The following is a 17,983-nucleotide window of genomic DNA, read 5'->3' on the forward strand; positions in this document are numbered from 1 at the left end:
TTTCAGTTTTCTCACTTTTTTAAATATATTCCATATAGAATCAATGATAAAGAAGAATCCATCAGATCTTTTTTTATAACTGCAGTATGATTCCGGCAATTCCACACCCCAATATTAATAAAATGGGATGAATTTTTGTAAATTTTTTAGAAATAAAGAATACGATAAAAAACAGAAGGATGGATAAAGGCTGCAGATAGTTCCAAAAACTTGTTATTTGTACATCTGATTGAAACATCGTTGTGATAAAGATACCTAATCCTGCAGAAGCAATCATGGCAGTAACGGCAGGACGCAATCCATAAAACGCATTTTGGATATAGGGGGAATCTTTAAATTTCTTTAGAAAATGTGCAATGATACAAATAATGATAATACTAGGTGCAACTAGACCTAATGTTGTGGTAATACCACCTAAGATAGATCCTGATGTATGAAAGCCTACATAAGTAGCCATATTGACGCCCATAGCACCGGGAGTCGCTTCTGATACAGCAATCATATTCGTCAGCATTTCAGAGGTAAACCAGTGATATTTTTCCATCATTTCATAAAGAAAAGGAACAGTAGCCAATCCTCCACCTAAGGCAAATAAACCTGTTTTAAAGAATTCTAGAAATAAGATAATATAAATACTCATGATTTCTTTGCTCCATTTCTTGTACGAATAGCCTGTATCCCTAAGCCTAACAAAGCAGATACTACGATAATCAAAACGGTAGGAACTTTACTGAAATAGGTGATACCTAGACAAATAATAAAAATACAGATACCGATAACATCTTTTACCCCTGTATGAAACATTTTGATTACTGCATTTAATACAAGGACACATACGGCAACTCTTATGCCAGCCAGGGCATGCTGTACAACAGCCAAATCTGAAAAATTTTGTAGAAAACCAGCGATGAATAAGATGATCACAATAGAAGGAAATACAATGCCTAATGTTGCTACAATTCCTCCTAAGATTCCTTTTTGGTAGTATCCAATAAAGGTTGCAGTATTTACAGCGATAATTCCTGGAGTACATTGCCCTACCGCATAATAATCCATGATTTCTTCTTCGCTGGCCCATTTTTTCTTTTCAACGACTTCTTTTTGAATCAATGGAAGCATGGCATATCCTCCGCCAAAGGTAAAAGTACCAATTTTTGCAAATGTACTAAATAACTCTATATATTCTTTCATCATAACTCCTATTCTATTTACATATTTTCTGAAGCAAAACTTCGCTTTTGTTTTTAAAGAACTGAATCATGGGCCCAAATACAAGGATCATTAAAATCGTACCAATCCCAACAGGACCTTTCAATAACAACCCTAAAGCCATTCCACTTCCTTCTACGATATATTTGGAAACAGCAATTGATATATGAAATCTTTCAGAGATACAAACCATCATATGATCAATTGGATTTACAGGAAAATCACTTACTAAATATAATCCTGCTCCTAAACTTGTACAGCTGATTCCAATCAGAAATACAAGCAGCTGTAAATATACAGGCTCAATATGAATGTGAGAAAATATAATATTCCATAAATCAATACCAAATCCTAAAACAATGGAAGTAATAAAACATTCCAGTTTCAATCTTTCTTTTACTAATATGGAACTGATTAACAAATAAATACAGGAAAATGCATTCAGCCAAAAACCTATGCTCATACCAAAATGATTTACCATTCCAATATCAGCTGCATCCCAACCACCAACTCCAAATCCGCTAGAAATGGTGATATTGATACCTAAAGAAATAAAAAGCAGTCCGCTCAGAAAGAACAGACTACGCTGTTTCCAGTGTTTTGTATTTATAGCCATGTGATTTTATTTTCGTTTCCTTCGCGGATTTTTTTAATATTGGAACGATGACGATAAATAACCAAGACAGTTAACAGCCAGCTTGCTAGAACAACTTCAATACTTGTATTCATTTGCATATAAGTAATATAAAGACTGCTTGTAAAAGCGGCAATCATACTTGCTAAAGAAACCATTTTACCAAGATACAATACGATTAAAAAGAAAATCAGCGGGACAATGACATACCATGCATTTTGAAAGGTAAAAATAGAAGTACTTAATAAAAATCCAAACATTGTCGCAACTGCTTTTCCTCCGCGAAATCCTGCAAAGATAGGATAACAGTGTCCAAATGCTGCTGCTAGCCCTGCCCAGATGCTTGCTTCTCGATCAAAAATAGAAACAATGCCAACTGCCGCAACAACTTTTAAAATGTCACAGGCAATAACGGAGATACCAGCTTTTTTACCTAGTACTCTGCCAGCGTTTGTACCGCCAAGGTTTCCACTTCCAAAATTTCTTATATCCGTTTTGTAAAAAAGTTTTCCAATAACTAAAGCAAATGGAATAGAACCTAACAAATATCCTAAAAGGATATATAAAATCCAATATATATTCATATTTTCACTCCTCGTTTCTTCTTTGTTATTTTATCATTATTTTATACACATGAAAAGATACAGCATACTTTAAAATATAAGGATATCGTATCATCCTGCAAATCTAAGACTGAAAAAATACAGTTATCAAAAGAAATAGAAGGATTATAAGTTTTTAGGATTTTCTACGACTTTTATTTGCGATTATGAAAAGAATTTGGTAAACTAATCAAGGTAATTAAGCATAGAAAGAGGTGAAGGTATGGCAGAACAGACATATGATGGAAGTTCGATTCAGATTCTTGAAGGACTGGAGGCTGTACGAAAACGTCCAGGGATGTATATTGGCTCTACTGACAGCAGAGGCTTGCATCATCTGGTTTGGGAAATTGTAGATAACTCCATTGACGAAGCGTTGAATGGTCATGGAGATACAATAACGATCACACTGGAGAAGGATGGCAGTGTTACGGTAGAAGATGAAGGGCGAGGAATGCCTTGTGACATGCATGCAAGTGGAGTTCCTACCTTGCAGGTTATTTTTACGGTTTTACATGCTGGTGGTAAATTTACTTCTGCCGGAGGTTATAAGACAAGTGGTGGTCTTCATGGAGTCGGTGCCAGTGTTGTAAATGCTTTATGTGAGTGGGTAGAAGTAACTGTACATACCAATGGGAAAATCTATCAGATGAAATTTTCTGATGGAGGAAAAAATATCAGTGAATTAAAAGTATTGGGAAAAACGACAAAAACTGGAAGTAAAGTACGCTTTTTACCGGATAAACGAATTTTCTCAACTACCAAATTCTCTTTTTCACAGATTGCAGAACGTGCTCAGGAAGATGCATTCCTTTTAGAAGGTTTGCGTTTGATCGTTCGTGATGAGCGAGAAGGTAAAGAAAGAGAAGAGATCTATCATTATGAAGAAGGTCTTGTTGCCTTTATGAATTATCTTCACGAAGATAAGGAAGTTTTTCATAAGCCAATCTCTTTTAGCGGAGTACAAAATGGAATTAAAGTAGATTGCGCATTTCAATATGCAGATGAATATCAGGAAAATATTTTTTCTTTTGTCAATATCGTGCGTACCAAAGATGGGGGAACCCATGAAACGGGGGCGAGAAATGCCTTTACGAAAGTATTCAATGATTTTGCGAGAAGAAATGGTTTATTAAAAGATAAGGATAAAAACTTTGAAGGAAGCGATGTTCGAGAAGGACTAACAATTATTTTATCTTTGAGAATCCCAGAAGAACTTTTACAGTTTGAAGGACAGACAAAAGGAAAACTGGGAACACCGGAAGCAAAAAATGCAGTGGATACGATCGTCAGTGAAAAATTAAGTTTTTTCTTGGAAGAAAATAAAGAGCTTGCGACAACACTTGTCAAGAAAATGCAGCGTGCCAGCATGGCAAGAGAGGCTGCACGCAAGGCAAGAGAAGATGCACGTAAAGGAAAAACAAAAGGAAAAAGCGAAAAGATTCTTTCTGGAAAGCTTGCTAGTGCACAATCTCGTGATGCGCGTAAAAAAGAATTATACCTAGTCGAAGGGGATTCTGCCGGTGGTAGTGCAAAACAGGGAAGAGATAGTCGTTATCAGGCCATTCTTCCTCTTCGAGGAAAAGTGCTGAATACGGAAAAAGCAAGCATTTCCAGTATTGAAAAAAATGAAGAGTTAAATACGATCATTCATGCATTAGGAGCAGGGGTTGGTGCAAACTTTCATGCGGATGATGCAAATTATCACAAAGTCATCATCATGACCGATGCCGATACGGATGGGGCACATATTCAAACACTGCTTTTAACATTTTTCTATCGCTATATGCGTGAGCTTGTAGAAAAGGGAATGGTGTATATTGCACTTCCTCCTTTATATAAGCTTCAAAAAGGGAAAAGTGTTGCGTATGCATGGACCGATGAAGAACTGAATTCGCTGCGTAAAACATTTCCTAAAGGCTATACATTACAGCGCTATAAAGGGCTTGGGGAAATGAATGCCGATCAGTTATGGGATACAACCATGTGTCCGGAAACAAGAACTTTGATTCAGGTAACGATTGAAGATGCAGTTGTGGCAGAGAAACGTGTTTCTGTCTTAATGGGTGATAAGGCAAATCTTCGTCGTGACTGGATTGAAGAAAATGTTTCCTTTACACTGGAAGATGATTATGAAGTGGAGGGTGCATAATGAAAAAGAAAGAAAATGAAGAACAAAGCATGCATCAGGCAAACATCATTGCCTCTCCATTAGAAGAAATTATGGGAGATCGCTTTGGCAGATACTCTAAATATATTATTCAAGATCGTGCATTGCCAGATGCCAGAGATGGTTTAAAACCTGTACAAAGACGTATTTTGTATGCCATGTATGAAGATGGCAATACATGGGATAAACCATATCGTAAATCTGCGAAAACAGTTGGTCTTGTCATTGGTAACTACCATCCACATGGAGATACTTCTGTATATTATGCGATGGTACGTATGTCACAGGAATGGAAAATTCGTACACCGCAGATCGATATGCAGGGAAATAATGGTTCAATTGACGATGATCCGGCAGCCGCGATGCGTTATACGGAAGCACGTCTTGGTAAAATTAGTGAATATTTACTAAAAGATATTGAAAAAGATACTGTGCAGTGGGCAGCAAACTTTGATGATACCGCAATGGAGCCAACTCTGCTACCTGCTCGTTATCCAAATCTTTTGGTAAATGGAATTACTGGGATTGCGGCAGGATATGCAACAAATATTCCACCTCACAATCTAAATGAAGTACTGGATGCCTGTGTATATCGTATTCAGCATCCACAGTGTACTTTGGAAGAATTGATGGGCCTTGTGAAAGGACCGGATTTTCCAACTGGTGGTATTATTCAAGGTGTGAGTGGAATTAGAGAAGCTTTTGAAACAGGCAAGGGAAGAATTATTGTTCGAAGTAAAGTATCCATTGAACAAACAAAAACGCTTCAGCAAATCGTTGTAACAGAAATCCCTTATGAAGTTGTAAAAAGCAGCATGGTCAAGAAAATTGACGATGTACGTTTAAATAAAAAAATTGATGGTATCCTAGATGTACGTGATGAAAGTGATCGTAACGGACTTCGTGTTGTCATCGACATAAAAAAAGATGTGGATGCACAGCTGATATTAAATTATCTTTATAAAAATACGGATTTACAGGTTTCTTATAACTACAATGTGATTGCGATTGAAAATAAACGTCCGGTACAGATGGGACTTGCGGCTATGCTGGATGCTTTTATTGATCATCGCCGTATCGTGATTGAGCGAAGAAGCCGCTTTGATTTGAAAAAGAAACAAGAGCGTTGTCATATCTTGGAAGGTTTAATTCGTGCTGTTTCCGTACTGGATGAAATTATTGCGATCATTCGTGCCAGCAAGGATAAAGCGGATGCCAAAGCAAATATCATTGATCGTTTTTCTTTCAGTGAAGTACAGGCAGAAGCCATTGTTACGATGCGTTTGTATCGCTTATCCAATACGGATGTAACCTTGTTGAATGAAGAATTTAAACAGTTATGCAATGAAATTGAAGAACTGGAAGAAATACTTGCCAATCCAAAAAAATTACGCAAAGTAATGATACAGGAATTAAACGAAGTGAAAAAAGCATTTCCAACTCCGCGCTTAAGCGTGATTGAAGAAAACATCGAAGAAATCGTTATTGATAAAACTGCGATGATTTCTCATGAGGATGTTATGGTTACGATAAGTCGTGATGGATATGCAAAACGTGTTTCTTTACGAAGCTATGGTGCAGCAGGGGAAGCCATGACGGGTATTAAAGAAGGCGATGAACTTCTTGGTTATGTACAAAGCAATACCATTAACCATCTTTTATTCTTTACTACTGCAGGAACCTATGGATATGTACCTGTTTATGCACTGGAAGAAGGAAAATGGAAAGAAATTGGAAGTCATGTGAATTCGTTAATTCGTATGACATCAAATGAAAAAATTACAGATGCCTTTATTGTTTCTGACTTCTCATCACAGGCATATATCATTTCTGTGACCAAACATGGATTAATCAAAAAAACAAAACTGTCTGAATACGAAGTATCCAGAAACAACAAAACCATGAGCAATATGAAACTGCTGGAAAACGATGAAGTGATTCATAGCTACATTGCATATGAGAAAGATGAAATGCTTCTTGCCAGTCGAAATGGATATATGACAAGATATCCAATCGCATTAATTCCGGCAACATCTCCTCGTTCCAAAGGCGTTAAAGCTATGAACTTATCCGATGATGTCATTGCATCTGCCTGCATACTTTCTCCTAGTCAAAATAAACAACTGGTCATTTTTGCAGAGAATGGGGCTGTAAAACGTATAAAAACAAGTGATATTGATATTACTGGACGTCCTACTAGAGGAACGATGATTTGTAAGAAGGTAAAATCCAATCCATATTATGTTTCAAAAATCGGATTGTATGATTTGCATGAAGAAATTACGATCATGGCAGAAGAAATCCATAAAATGCTTGGAAAAGACATCTCTTTAATGAGCAAAGATTCCACATTCTCAATGCCACTAAAATCATTACAGAACTTTTATGTATTAAATGGCATTGATGTTGTAAAAGAAGTACATGAAGCAGAAAATACAAATAAAAAAGAACATGAACATGACTTTGAAGAAGTAAGCTTGTTTGAGGAATAAACTGTGGTGGATTGCCACAGTTTTTTCTATGTAAAGATTCCTGTTTTATAGAAACTGTAGGATATGTTATTTTCAAATATAGATTGCACATAAGTCTTATAAATGTTTTATGACAGTATCTTTATTAAAATCATAAATAATATATTTAATTGATTCGAGAGGGATTTTATTTGATATTATTAGATATTTTGATGGAGAAAATAACATGGACGAAGATGTAAATTATGGCATTCTTGAAAAACACGAGAATTAGTCTTTTTTAGTATATATATTATGGTAAGTTGTTTCATTTATTGTCAAGAGTATAAATAAATGAGATAATAAATATAACATTGATCACGGAGGAGTTTTAGTATGAAAAAAGTATTATATTTAGATGTTGAATGGGCAAACCCTAAGAATAAAAGCATTTGTCAAATAGGATTGGTATCAGAAGATTTTGAAACAGAAGAACCTATTTTTCCTGAATTAAATCTTTATATTAATCCAGAGGATAAATTTGATGAAAACTGTGTAGCGGTTCATAATATTACTAACTCAAAGACAAAAGATTGTCCAAATTTTGCTGAGGTGTGGCCAGAAATAGAAAAATATTTTACAAATTCTATAATTATCGGACATAATGTTAAGAGTTCTGATTTAAATGCAATTGTAAAGAATCTAAGAAGATATAACATTGATATTCCTGTTTTATATTGTGTTGATACATATGAATTATCAAAGAAACTTGTAAAGCCATTTGAGATATCTGATTATCAACTGTCTACATTGTGCAATTATTTCGGAATAGATATTGATAATGAGCATGATGCATTTGATGATGCCTGTGCTTGTGCAGATTTATTAAAAGAATTTGTTAATGTATTTGAATTAAATTTAGAAGATTATGTGGAAGAATATCAAATAAAAGATACTGGTGATTTTGTTGAATATGTTTCTTCTGTTGAGTTTAGGAGAGAATTGAATACACTTTATGGTGTTTTATGTGGAATAGAGTTAGATAATCAAATAGTACAAGAAGAACATGAATATATTGTGGACTGGTTAGAAAGTCATAGGCATTATATTCATTATGAATCTGTTGGTCATATTATTAAGGTATTAAAAATGATTTTGGAAGACAATATTATCACAAAGGAAGAAATTGATACATTGAAAACTGTAATCTCAATGTATCTTCAAGAGATAAAATCTAGTAGAGAAACTTTAGCAACTCAATTTTTACAAGGATTGACCTTGGGTATAAAAGCTGATAAAGAAATAAAAGATATTGAAATTTATAATCTTCAAAAGTGGTTATATGATAATGATTATTTGGAAGGGCATTATCCATATGATAAATTGATCCATAAAGTCGAAGAAATTGTTGAAGACAAGATTATAACATTGGAAGAAAAAGAAGAATTAAAGAAACTATTTGATGAATTGAATAATCCAATAGAAAATCTTAATAATGCAATAATTGAGTTTGAAAATAAGTCATTTTGTTTAAGCGGAAATTTTGAATATGGTTCAAAAGCAAAAGTTGAAGAATATATTACATCAAAAGGTGGTAGTGTGGATAAAAATATAAAGAAGAACACCAATTATTTAGTTGTTGGTGAAGATGGATCTTCTAAATATTCTAATGGAAATTATGGTACGAAAGTTAAAAGAGCAATTGAATCAGGAATTACGATTTTGAAAGAATATCAGTTATTTAATCTTTGATTTATTGAAATCAGAGACTTATACACTTTGTAATAAATTGATTTATGCAGCCTGTTACTAATTCTATTGAAGTCGTGATATGATTTTTATACGAAAGGTTTGTCAAATGAGTAGAAATAAAAATAGATTATTTATATATGGGAAATCATTAAGTTTAATATACATAGGTTGGATTGCTCGGACAACTTACGGAATTTGAAAACAATAATGTATTTAAAAAAGATGAGGAGAAAGTATATGATAGATGTGTATATGAATTGTCCTACATTTGAAAATGAATTCTATATGTTAAGAAAGGTAGAAAAGGAAGATGCGAAGGACTTATTAAAAGTATATTCTGATTCTAAAGCTGTACCTTTCTTTAACAGTGATAATTGTGGTGGAGATGATTTTCACTATACTACAGAAGATAGAATGAAAGAGGCAATTGAATACTGGCTTTGGGAGTATAATAGACAAGGGTTTGTTCGCTGGGCAATTATCTCAAAAAAGACAAAGGAAGCAATAGGTACGATAGAACTTTTTCATAGGGATGCGAATGATTTTTTTACAAACTGTGGTTTGTTAAGAATGGACATCCGTAGTGATTATGAAATTGCAAGTGAGATTATTAAAATTCTAGCGTTAATCATTGAACCTGCCTATACGCTTTTTCACTGTGATAAAATTGCGACAAAGGCGATTGCACCAGCAAAAGAGCGTATTGAGGCATTGAAATCCTTAGGTTTTAATCTTTCCAAAGAAAAACTAATAGGCCATGATGAAACAGAGTATGGTTCTTATTTTTTCTTATCCAAAAATTAATAGGGCATGTACTGTTTACTAAAATGTAGATTTGAAGTGCCTTGTACAATGTTGAAAGTCAAGATTAGTTGTTTACGAATACACTGTTTCTTTTTTGTAAGATATGCGATATAATGATGAAAAAATGAAAAGAGGTATGTTATGCAGCTGTCTTATATTCATGAACAAAAAGAAAAATTAAGAAAAGAAATAGAAATAAAGAAACAGGAATCTGGAAGGTTTTCATTTCTGCGGTTTCTATCTATTGTAGGTTTTATCTTTGGTATTTATCAGGGATATTATGGAAATCATCCATATTTTTATATAGTAAGTATCTTGATGTGTGTTGTTTTTATTTATCTTGTTATTAAACATAATCGTATAAAAAAAGAAATAGAGGACACACAGGCACTTTTTTTCGTATATGAAGATATTGAAAAACGTAAGGATGATCGCTGGAAAGAATATACAGATACAGGCGAAGAGTTCTTGGTGGAAGATGCCAAACAAGAAGTTGATTTGGATATTTTTGGAAAAGCAAGTTTGTTTCAATATCTTAATTGTGCAAAAACAATGGAGGGAAGAAAATATCTAGCATCACTGTTAAGCTGGAAGCAGCAGGATAGTGAGCAAATAAAACAGCGACAGGAGGCTGTGAAAGAATGTATTTCTTCCACGGATTTATCACTTCGTTTTATGCAACTGTCAAAACTTTTTGAATGGCATGCAGGGAAAAAGAAAAAATGTCAGATGGAGCATTTTTATCAGGCAATGGAAACTCATGAACATTTTTATGCGAAACTATGGAAAAGAATATGCATATTTATTTCTGTATGTTGTGTAGGGATAACCGCTGCTTCTTTTTTCTTTCATCAGCTGCAGGCGTATGCACTTATTCTTTTTATGGGAAGTTTATGTCTTGCGTTTTTATTCTATATGAAAAATAGTGCAGTGTTATCTTCCACAGGAATGTATGCATCCATTATGCAGGATTATCAGCGCATGCTGGAAGAAATTGAGCATGCAGATGTAACAAGTGCATTTCTTCAGCAGTTGAAAAAAGATTGTGCACAAGCTGATCATGCAATTCTTAAGCTTCAGCATATTTTGCAGATGGTGCAGGTACGTAATAATTTTATTTTACATTTCATTGTAAATGGTTTTTTACTTCTTGATTTTCAATGTGTGTTCGCACTGGAAGATTGGAAAGAGCGCTATGGAAGTCATGTTCGTACATGGCTGTGTGCCATAGGGAAGATGGAAGCAATGGTTTCTTTGGCACAAATTGGTCTAGTGAAAGATACATATTGTGAAGCAAAAGTTATAGAACATGAAACACCGACTTTCTGTTTTGAAAAAATGTATCATCCGCTAATTCAGGAAAAGCGTGCAGTGGCTAACAGTTTTGATGCAGATAATAAAACGTATATTATTACTGGAAGCAATATGTCTGGGAAAACAACCTTTCTTCGTACCATTGGTATCAATATGATTTTGTTTCATGCAGGAGCACCACTTTGTGCAGTATCTGGAAGTGCAACATCCATGAATCTATATACAAGTATGCGCGTGCATGACAATGTAAGTGAAGGAATTAGTACTTTCTATGCAGAAATTCTTCGCATTAAAGATATGATGCTGGCAAGTGAAAAGAAAGAAAAAATGCTGGTGCTGGTAGATGAAATTTTTAAAGGTACAAACAGTGCTGATCGTATCGTATGTGCCAAAACGGCATTGGAAAAACTGCATTTGTCATGGATCATTACCTTTGTATCGACACATGATTTTGAATTGTGCGATATGGATAAAACAATGAATGCAGAAAATTATCATTTCTCTGAATATTATGAAGATGATAAAATTCTATTTGACTATACGTTAAAAGAAGGACGCTGTACAACAACAAATGCCAAACAGCTAATGAAAATGGCGGGTTTTTAAATAGAGGTATAAGACATAAAGGGGCTGTGACAGATAAATCAAAGCTCTAAGGTAAAAAAATACACCCAATCCTATAAGGAAAAAGGTGTATTTTTTTGGTATAATTTATGTATGACAATTACTCAAATTAACCAACCAAATTATACAGCATATCAGCCATATATGCTACTGGATTTTGAATTTTCTTTTCAAAACGATGTCCTTAAGGATGATTTGAGTATCACGATCCTGGAAGTCTTGAGGAGGATTGATCTGAGTAAGTTCATAGATTTCCATCATCTTGATTCTCGTTCTTATGATCCTGTCATGATGCTGACCGTCATTCTTATGGCCTTCGCTGAAGACGGCTACGCTTCTTTACGCAAGCTGGAAAAACTTTGCCGCTATGATGTCCGTTATCGCAGTATCACAAACGGCTTCATTCCCAGCTACAAGAGCTTTGAACGCTTCATCAATAACACACTGAAAGAATCGATAGAAACCATTGCGAAAGAAATCTATCTGTATGTACAAGATGAAAAGGCATTGGAAGAACAGATTCTTTATATTGACGGGACGAAATTTGAGGCCAATGCCAATAAGATGACTTTCTGCTGGAGAGGCTGGAGCAAGCGTTATCTTCCAAGACACTGGCAGAAATGCATGGAACTGTTGAGACAGGTAAACCGATACTTTAAGAAACATGAAATCGATATACATTATTCGATTCTGAAATATCCAAATATCGAATATATGATAAAAATAGATGAAGCACTTGAAAACTGGCTGAAGGAAAAAGAACATATCCGAAAAGGCAGAGGAAAACACGAGATCGCAAAATTGTGCGATGAACTGAAGAAAAGTGCAGTCAAGATGTGGCAGTATGCCATACAGGAAGATATACTTGGAGAAAGAAACAGTTTCTCCAAGACGGATCCGGATGCCACATTCATGCATATGAAATATGATTATTATAATCATACGAATGTGTTCAAGCCTGGATATAATGTACAGATAGGAGTAAACAATGGGTACATCGCTTATCAGTATATCAGCAGTGATGCCAACGACATGAGAACCCTGCAGCCATTTACAGAAGGATACAAAGAACTGTATGGGCAGTATCCAAAGATGGAAGTAACGGATGCAGGATATGGGAGCTATGAAAACTACAGCTACTGTAAAAGCAAGGGGATCAAAGGCATATTGAAATATAGCGGATATGAAAAGAAGAAAGAAAAAGTAACTGACAAGAACCGTTATCAGCTGCGGCATATGGAACGCATGGAGGATGGAACACCAGTTTGTCCTGCAGGACATGTGTTTGAAAAAGAGCGAATCGGAGTAAATCTCCAGGGACAGTATCCAAAAATGACAGTGTATTATAGAAATAAAAACTGTTGTGGGTGTGCACAAAGAAATAAATGCACGACTTCAAAAAATGGAAGAAGTGCAAGGATCGTACCGGCATTAGAGAAGATGCATACAGAAATAGATGAATATCTAAAGAGCGAAGAAGGAAAGATGTTGATGAGGAAACGCAGCGCACAGGCAGAGGGGGCATTTGCGGATATCAAGCAGGACTTTGAATATGTGCGACTTCATCGACGAGGGGAAAGCGGAGTAAAAGTAGAATTGATTCTGGTATGTATAGGATATAACCTAAGAAAGTACCATAATCGAAAAAAGGTGAAAAATATGAATTAGTTTTCCACAATGAGCAGGGGGAAGATTGAAAAGCAAAGGTAGAAAATAGCTATTTTAAGGATAGTTGTTTTTAAAATACCCAAAAGCAGGAAGAATTATTAAAAAAAGCTGTGATTTTCGGAGAAACTATAATTTCTCTTACTCGTCACAGCCCCTTTGTTTAACAATGCATATTGCAATGCAATGATCGTTTTCGCATCATCAATTTCTCCATTTTCTAACATCTTCTGGATTTCATCAAAGGAAAACCAAAGGGTCTCGATTTCTTCATCCTCATCCATTGCCTTTGGGTTTTCTACTTTTATCAAGTCATTGCTGTAATATAAATAAATCTTTTCATTACAGAAACCTGGTGTCGAGTACATTTCACAGATAGGGTATAGCTTCTCACTTGTATAGCCGCTTTCTTCTTCCAATTCCCGCAATCCACATGTATAAGGATCTTCTCCTTGTTCCAGCTTACCTGCAGGAATTTCTAAAGACGTTTTTTGAATCGCATAGCGATATTGTTTTACCAGCAAGACCTTATCTTCTTTTATCGCAAGAACGCCAACACCGCCATGATGATGAATGACATCACGTTCATATATCTTGCCTTTGATTTCTACTTCATCTTTACTCATGGTAAAGATAGAACCACGATACACTTCTTTTGAAGATATTTTTTTCTGCATATTTGATCACCAATACCATTATACGAAAAATCAACGTATATGCAAGATATCTTATAAAGGATGTTTCATAATACTTTGTGCCAATGCATTGGCAATCGCATCTTGTCCTTTTTCGGAAGTGATATATGCCACATCTTTATCATCACTGATAAATCCGATTTCTACCAGCATTGCGGGAATATTATTTTCGTCAATGACTAGCAGTGGGTTTTCCTGTGTTGTCTTGATTCCACGATTTTGTGTAAAATTTAACTCCTGCAGGTTTGTTTCCAAAGTCTTCGCCATGTTTGTAGTTAGCTCTTCTTTATCTTTGATATAGATTTCAAAGCCTCTTGCCCCATCATTGTAGTAAGCTCCATAGTTTAAATGCAGGGATATAAAACAATCGGCATTCGCATCTTTTGCAATTTGTACGCGGGATAACAAATCCTGTCGATTATCATTTTCCCATGCTACATCATCACTGGTTCTTGTGTATACGACTTCATAATTGTTCTTTTTTAGTATTTCTCCGGTTTTCATTGTTAAAGACAATGCGATGTCAGCTTCTTTTAAATTTTTTCTGGAAAGAGAACCGCCATCATAACCGCCATGTCCAGCATCTAGAGTAATTACTCCTTTTTTTACTACCGTTGTATTTTTAGGTGCTGTTTCTTTGCTGTACACTTCTACCGGCTTTTTCTCCGGAGAGAAACCGGCATAAACAAAGCAGAGACTAAACAGGGTAATCCACATGTATGTAACTATATTTTTCATATAAATGTATTCCTTTCTGAATGAACTGCTATGTAAAATATCTTTTTTAAAATATGACTTTTATAATTTTACACAAAACTTTCGTTATTTTTCAAGCAAAAGATGTGAAAATTATGTGATTTTTTATATTTTCCATAGCAAAGGCCATACTACGTTTAGGAAGGAGGCTTCTTGTATGAAGGAAAAAGTCATAAGAGAACGTTCTAAAATACATAAACCCAAACAGCATAAAATAAGAAATGCGCTTGTTGCATTTGCAGGCGGAGGAAGTTTGGCAGTGGCTGCTCAGCTTGTTATGCAGAGTTTTGTGGTATTTCTTAATGTCAAAAAAGATATGGCAGTATCCATGACGATCGTGCTGATTATTTTTGTAACTGCATTGTTAACAGCGCTTGGAAAATATGATAAGATTGCACAGTTTTTTGGCGCTGGGGTATTTATACCAATTTCCGGATTTGCGAATTCACTGGCATCCTGTGCTCTGGAAGGAAAAAGTGAAGGTTTGATTTTTGGTATTGGAAGCAACATGTTTAAACTGGCCGGTTCTGTTTTAACGTGTGGTGTTGTATCGGCATTTGTGTTTGGTATGGCACGATTTCTTTTGTTTGGAGGGTAGACTATGACAACCATTACGTTTCAAAATGTATATGTAACTTCAAGAGGATGTGCAGTAGGCCCTTTGGAAGCAAGCGGACCTTTAAAAGGAAAATTTGATATTTGTTTTGATGATTTGTACTGCAATGAAAAAAGCTTTGAAAAGGCAGAACAGAAATTGCTGTATAGCGCTATTGATGCGACAATGCGTAAAAGCAAAGTGGTGATGAAAGATGTGGACTTGCTGTGTGGAGGAGATTTATTAAATCAATTGTTATCTTCTCACTATGTAGCTCGCGATTTTCACCGTCCTTTTCTTGGTATGTATGCCGCATGTGCAACCAGCAGTGCACTCATTGGACAGGCGGCTATATGGGTGGAACATGGGTATGCACAATATGCATTGGCATTTACAAGTTCCCATGTCGCAACGGCAGAACGACAATTTCGTTATCCTAATGAATATGGCATTCAAAAAAAAGAAACAACCACAAGTACGGTAACAGGAGCAGGAGCAATACTTTTATCAAATAAGCCAGGAAATCTAAAAGTTACTGCGTTTACACCAGGAGAAATTGTTGACTGGCAGCATACAGATGCCAATGATATGGGGCTGGCAATGGCACCCGCTGTATTTTCTACCTTAACGACACATTTAAAAGACACCAATAGAACGATGCAGGATTATGACTGTATCGTCAGTGGTGATTTATCTGAAATCGGTTTTTCTTTCATGATGGATTTGCTGGTAAAAGATGGCTATGATATAGATGATCGTTTCAATGACTGTGGTTTATTGATATACGATAGAAAGAAACAACATGTGTTTTGCGGAGGAAGTGGATGTGCATGCAGTATGGTCGTAACGATTGCCCATTTATTACAACTATTGGAAGAAGGAGTATATCATCGTATTCTTGTGATTGCCAGCGGGGCGCTGTTATCCCCAGTTGCGCTGCAGCAGAAAGATACGATCCCCTGTATAGCCCATGCGATTGTTTATGAAAGAGGGGATGTATGATGGTATATATCAATGCTTTTTTATTTTGCGGTACGATTTGTATGCTGGGACAGATTCTATATGATAATACAAAGTGGACAGCGGGCCATATTACCTCCCTGTTTGTAGTTATCGGTGCTTTTTTAGATACCTTTAGTATTTATGACTGGTTTTTGGATATTGCAGGCATGGGGGCAAGTCTTCCTATTACCAGTTTTGGACACAGTTTAATTCATGGGGCATTGGCACAGGCAGAAAAACAGGGAATCTTAGGAATTGCATTAGGTATGTTTGATCTTACTGCAGCAGGTATCACAAGTGCAATTCTTGCGGCATTTTTTGTCGCGTTATTCGCACGGCCAAAATCATGAACGATTTAAATCAGCGATTTCAGGATTTTAAAGAAAAGATTGCCCCTTCTTTTGACTTTGCGACACGCTATCTCTGTATACAAAATACCCATGTATATCTGTTGTTTTTATCCTCTTTAACCGACAGCAAACTATTATCATATCTGGTAGAAAGTGTTGTCATTACAGCTTCCCATGATGTTGAATTGACGGTATATCCTGCGGCTGTTGAAAAAACAGCAGATGAAAATAAAGCGATAATCGCAATATTAAGTGGACAATGCGTTTTGTTATGTGAAAACAGTGATGCCTACTATATTATAGAAACAAGACAGTATCCTTCACGAACAACCGCAGAGCCGGAAGTAGAAAGAAGTGTTCGTGGTTCTCATGATGGATTTGTCGAAAATTTCCTGCTGAATGTAGGGCTTGTTCGAAGAAGAGTACGAGATCCAAAATTAAAGTGCATCCTACGTCAGGGGGGTAAAAAAACACATTGTGATATTGCCTATATGTACATTGAAGATTTGGTGGATGTAGATGTACTGGATGATTTTACATCAAGACTTTCTTTGCTGGATGATGCCGAAATCTTAAATGAACGCAATCTGGTAGAAGAGCTTTATGGAAAAACATTAAATCCTTATCCACATGTTCGTTACAGTGAACGTCCTGATGTATGCGCAACCCATTTGCTGCAGGGGTATCTGCTTGTTTTCGTAGATAATTCACCTTCCATCATCATTTTGCCAACCACCTTTTTTGAACAGATCAAACAGGTAGAAGAATATACCCAGACAACACTGGTTGCTTTTTTTACCCGTATCATTCGTATAATCGGTATTTTGTTTTCCTTATATTTATTACCGCTTTGGGTGGCACTAATGATGGATCAAAATCCTACAATGTTAAAAATTCCCATTCAGGAAGTTCGGCTGTTTGCCTTTGCGATACAGGTTCTTCTTGCGGATATTGCGGTAGAATGGATTCGTCAGTCTTTAATTCACACACCATCTATCTTATCCAGTATCATGAGCTTTATTGCGGTTTTCCTTTTAGGTGATATGGCAATTTCTCTTGGTGCATACAGTGAAGAAATCTTGATTATGGTAGCTGCCTGCAATATAGGAAACTTGTTAACACCTTCGTATGAACTCTCTATGGCAAATAAAGTGTTTCGTATAATGTCTACCATGATTACCCTGGTATTAGGAAGTCCTGGATTCTGTATTAGTGTTGTCATTCATATTTCCATATTGCTTTCAACCAAAACAATCAAATATCCTTATTTATATCCTTTCATTCCTTTTTCTTATAAAGAATGTAAACGACTGTTATTTGGTACGCCGATTCATTTATCCAAACATAAAAAATCACCATAG

At 35.6% G+C, this 17,983-nt stretch carries 16 protein-coding genes; 10 read left to right on the forward strand and 6 right to left on the reverse strand.

Annotation, left to right across the window (positions count from 1 at the left end; genetic code table 11):
• Positions 1 to 73: 73 nt before the first annotated feature.
• The 4 genes from A9CBEGH2_RS02940 to plsY are packed head-to-tail and all read right to left on the reverse strand — an operon-like array spanning position 74 to position 2,427.
• Positions 74 to 640: a chromate transporter gene (locus tag A9CBEGH2_RS02940; RefSeq protein WP_118277996.1), complete on the reverse strand. Its 567-nt coding sequence runs from the start codon at positions 638 to 640 to the stop codon at positions 74 to 76.
• On the reverse strand, positions 637 to 1,191 hold the full coding sequence (locus tag A9CBEGH2_RS02945) for a chromate transporter (protein ID WP_118277997.1): 555 nt from the start codon (positions 1,189 to 1,191) through the stop codon (positions 637 to 639). Before A9CBEGH2_RS02945 ends, A9CBEGH2_RS02940 begins: the two co-directional genes overlap by 4 nt.
• A gap of 13 nt (positions 1,192 to 1,204) precedes the next feature.
• Positions 1,205 to 1,825 (reverse strand): YczE/YyaS/YitT family protein, encoded by a 621-nt coding sequence (locus A9CBEGH2_RS02950; RefSeq protein ID WP_115714733.1) that lies wholly within the window; start codon positions 1,823 to 1,825, stop codon positions 1,205 to 1,207.
• A complete protein-coding gene (gene plsY / locus A9CBEGH2_RS02955) occupies positions 1,816 to 2,427 on the reverse strand; it encodes a glycerol-3-phosphate 1-O-acyltransferase PlsY (protein ID WP_118277998.1) in 612 nt (203 codons plus the stop codon). The genes A9CBEGH2_RS02950 and plsY overlap by 10 nt, the downstream gene beginning before the upstream one ends.
• Before the next feature lie 241 nt (positions 2,428 to 2,668).
• Between plsY and parE the strand changes: the two genes are divergently transcribed.
• The 6 genes from parE to A9CBEGH2_RS02985 all read left to right on the forward strand — a co-directional run bounded on the left by parE (position 2,669) and on the right by A9CBEGH2_RS02985 (position 13,227).
• On the forward strand, positions 2,669 to 4,597 hold the full coding sequence (parE, locus tag A9CBEGH2_RS02960) for a DNA topoisomerase IV subunit B (RefSeq protein WP_118277999.1): 1,929 nt from the start codon (positions 2,669 to 2,671) through the stop codon (positions 4,595 to 4,597).
• The gene (parC, locus tag A9CBEGH2_RS02965) at positions 4,597 to 7,107 is read left to right on the forward strand and encodes a DNA topoisomerase IV subunit A (protein WP_163104240.1); all 2,511 of its coding nucleotides are present in this window, start codon (positions 4,597 to 4,599) and stop codon (positions 7,105 to 7,107) included. The genes parE and parC overlap by 1 nt, the downstream gene beginning before the upstream one ends.
• Before the next feature lie 354 nt (positions 7,108 to 7,461).
• The gene (locus A9CBEGH2_RS02970; RefSeq protein WP_115714737.1) at positions 7,462 to 8,817 is read left to right on the forward strand and encodes an exonuclease domain-containing protein; all 1,356 of its coding nucleotides are present in this window, start codon (positions 7,462 to 7,464) and stop codon (positions 8,815 to 8,817) included.
• A gap of 237 nt (positions 8,818 to 9,054) precedes the next feature.
• Positions 9,055 to 9,621 (forward strand): GNAT family N-acetyltransferase, encoded by a 567-nt coding sequence (locus A9CBEGH2_RS02975; protein ID WP_115714738.1) that lies wholly within the window; start codon positions 9,055 to 9,057, stop codon positions 9,619 to 9,621.
• Positions 9,622 to 9,762: 141 nt separating this feature from the next.
• Positions 9,763 to 11,541 carry a MutS-related protein gene (locus tag A9CBEGH2_RS02980; RefSeq protein ID WP_163104241.1) on the forward strand — a complete coding sequence of 593 codons (1,779 nt, stop codon included), beginning with the start codon at positions 9,763 to 9,765 and terminating at the stop codon, positions 11,539 to 11,541.
• A gap of 111 nt (positions 11,542 to 11,652) precedes the next feature.
• Positions 11,653 to 13,227, forward strand: coding sequence for an IS1182 family transposase (locus A9CBEGH2_RS02985; RefSeq protein WP_115715574.1), 1,575 nt, complete (start codon positions 11,653 to 11,655; stop codon positions 13,225 to 13,227).
• Positions 13,228 to 13,325: 98 nt separating this feature from the next.
• On the opposite strand, the gene A9CBEGH2_RS02990 is transcribed toward A9CBEGH2_RS02985, so the two are convergent.
• Both A9CBEGH2_RS02990 and A9CBEGH2_RS02995 read right to left on the reverse strand, forming a co-directional pair.
• Positions 13,326 to 13,901 (reverse strand): NUDIX hydrolase, encoded by a 576-nt coding sequence (locus tag A9CBEGH2_RS02990; protein ID WP_163104242.1) that lies wholly within the window; start codon positions 13,899 to 13,901, stop codon positions 13,326 to 13,328.
• A 51-nt stretch (positions 13,902 to 13,952) separates the two neighbouring features.
• Complete coding sequence (locus A9CBEGH2_RS02995) at positions 13,953 to 14,657, reverse strand: N-acetylmuramoyl-L-alanine amidase (RefSeq protein ID WP_115714741.1); 705 nt, start codon at positions 14,655 to 14,657, stop codon at positions 13,953 to 13,955.
• Positions 14,658 to 14,832: 175 nt separating this feature from the next.
• Here A9CBEGH2_RS02995 and A9CBEGH2_RS03000 point away from each other — a divergent pair, with 175 nt between their 5' ends.
• From A9CBEGH2_RS03000 to A9CBEGH2_RS03015, 4 genes are read left to right on the forward strand one after another with little or no spacing between them, the layout of a single operon-like run.
• On the forward strand, positions 14,833 to 15,273 hold the full coding sequence (locus A9CBEGH2_RS03000; protein WP_115714742.1) for a SpoVA/SpoVAEb family sporulation membrane protein: 441 nt from the start codon (positions 14,833 to 14,835) through the stop codon (positions 15,271 to 15,273).
• Between the two features lie 3 nt (positions 15,274 to 15,276).
• Positions 15,277 to 16,272, forward strand: a complete 996-nt coding sequence (gene spoVAD / locus A9CBEGH2_RS03005; RefSeq protein ID WP_118277755.1) for a stage V sporulation protein AD — start codon at positions 15,277 to 15,279, stop codon at positions 16,270 to 16,272.
• The gene (spoVAE, locus tag A9CBEGH2_RS03010; protein ID WP_198668128.1) at positions 16,269 to 16,622 is read left to right on the forward strand and encodes a stage V sporulation protein AE; all 354 of its coding nucleotides are present in this window, start codon (positions 16,269 to 16,271) and stop codon (positions 16,620 to 16,622) included. The genes spoVAD and spoVAE overlap by 4 nt, the downstream gene beginning before the upstream one ends.
• On the forward strand, positions 16,619 to 17,983 hold the full coding sequence (locus A9CBEGH2_RS03015; RefSeq protein ID WP_115714744.1) for a spore germination protein: 1,365 nt from the start codon (positions 16,619 to 16,621) through the stop codon (positions 17,981 to 17,983). The genes spoVAE and A9CBEGH2_RS03015 overlap by 4 nt, the downstream gene beginning before the upstream one ends.

This window comes from Amedibacterium intestinale (genome assembly GCF_010537335.1).
GTDB lineage: Bacteria > Bacillota_I > Bacilli_A > Erysipelotrichales > Erysipelotrichaceae > Amedibacterium > Amedibacterium intestinale.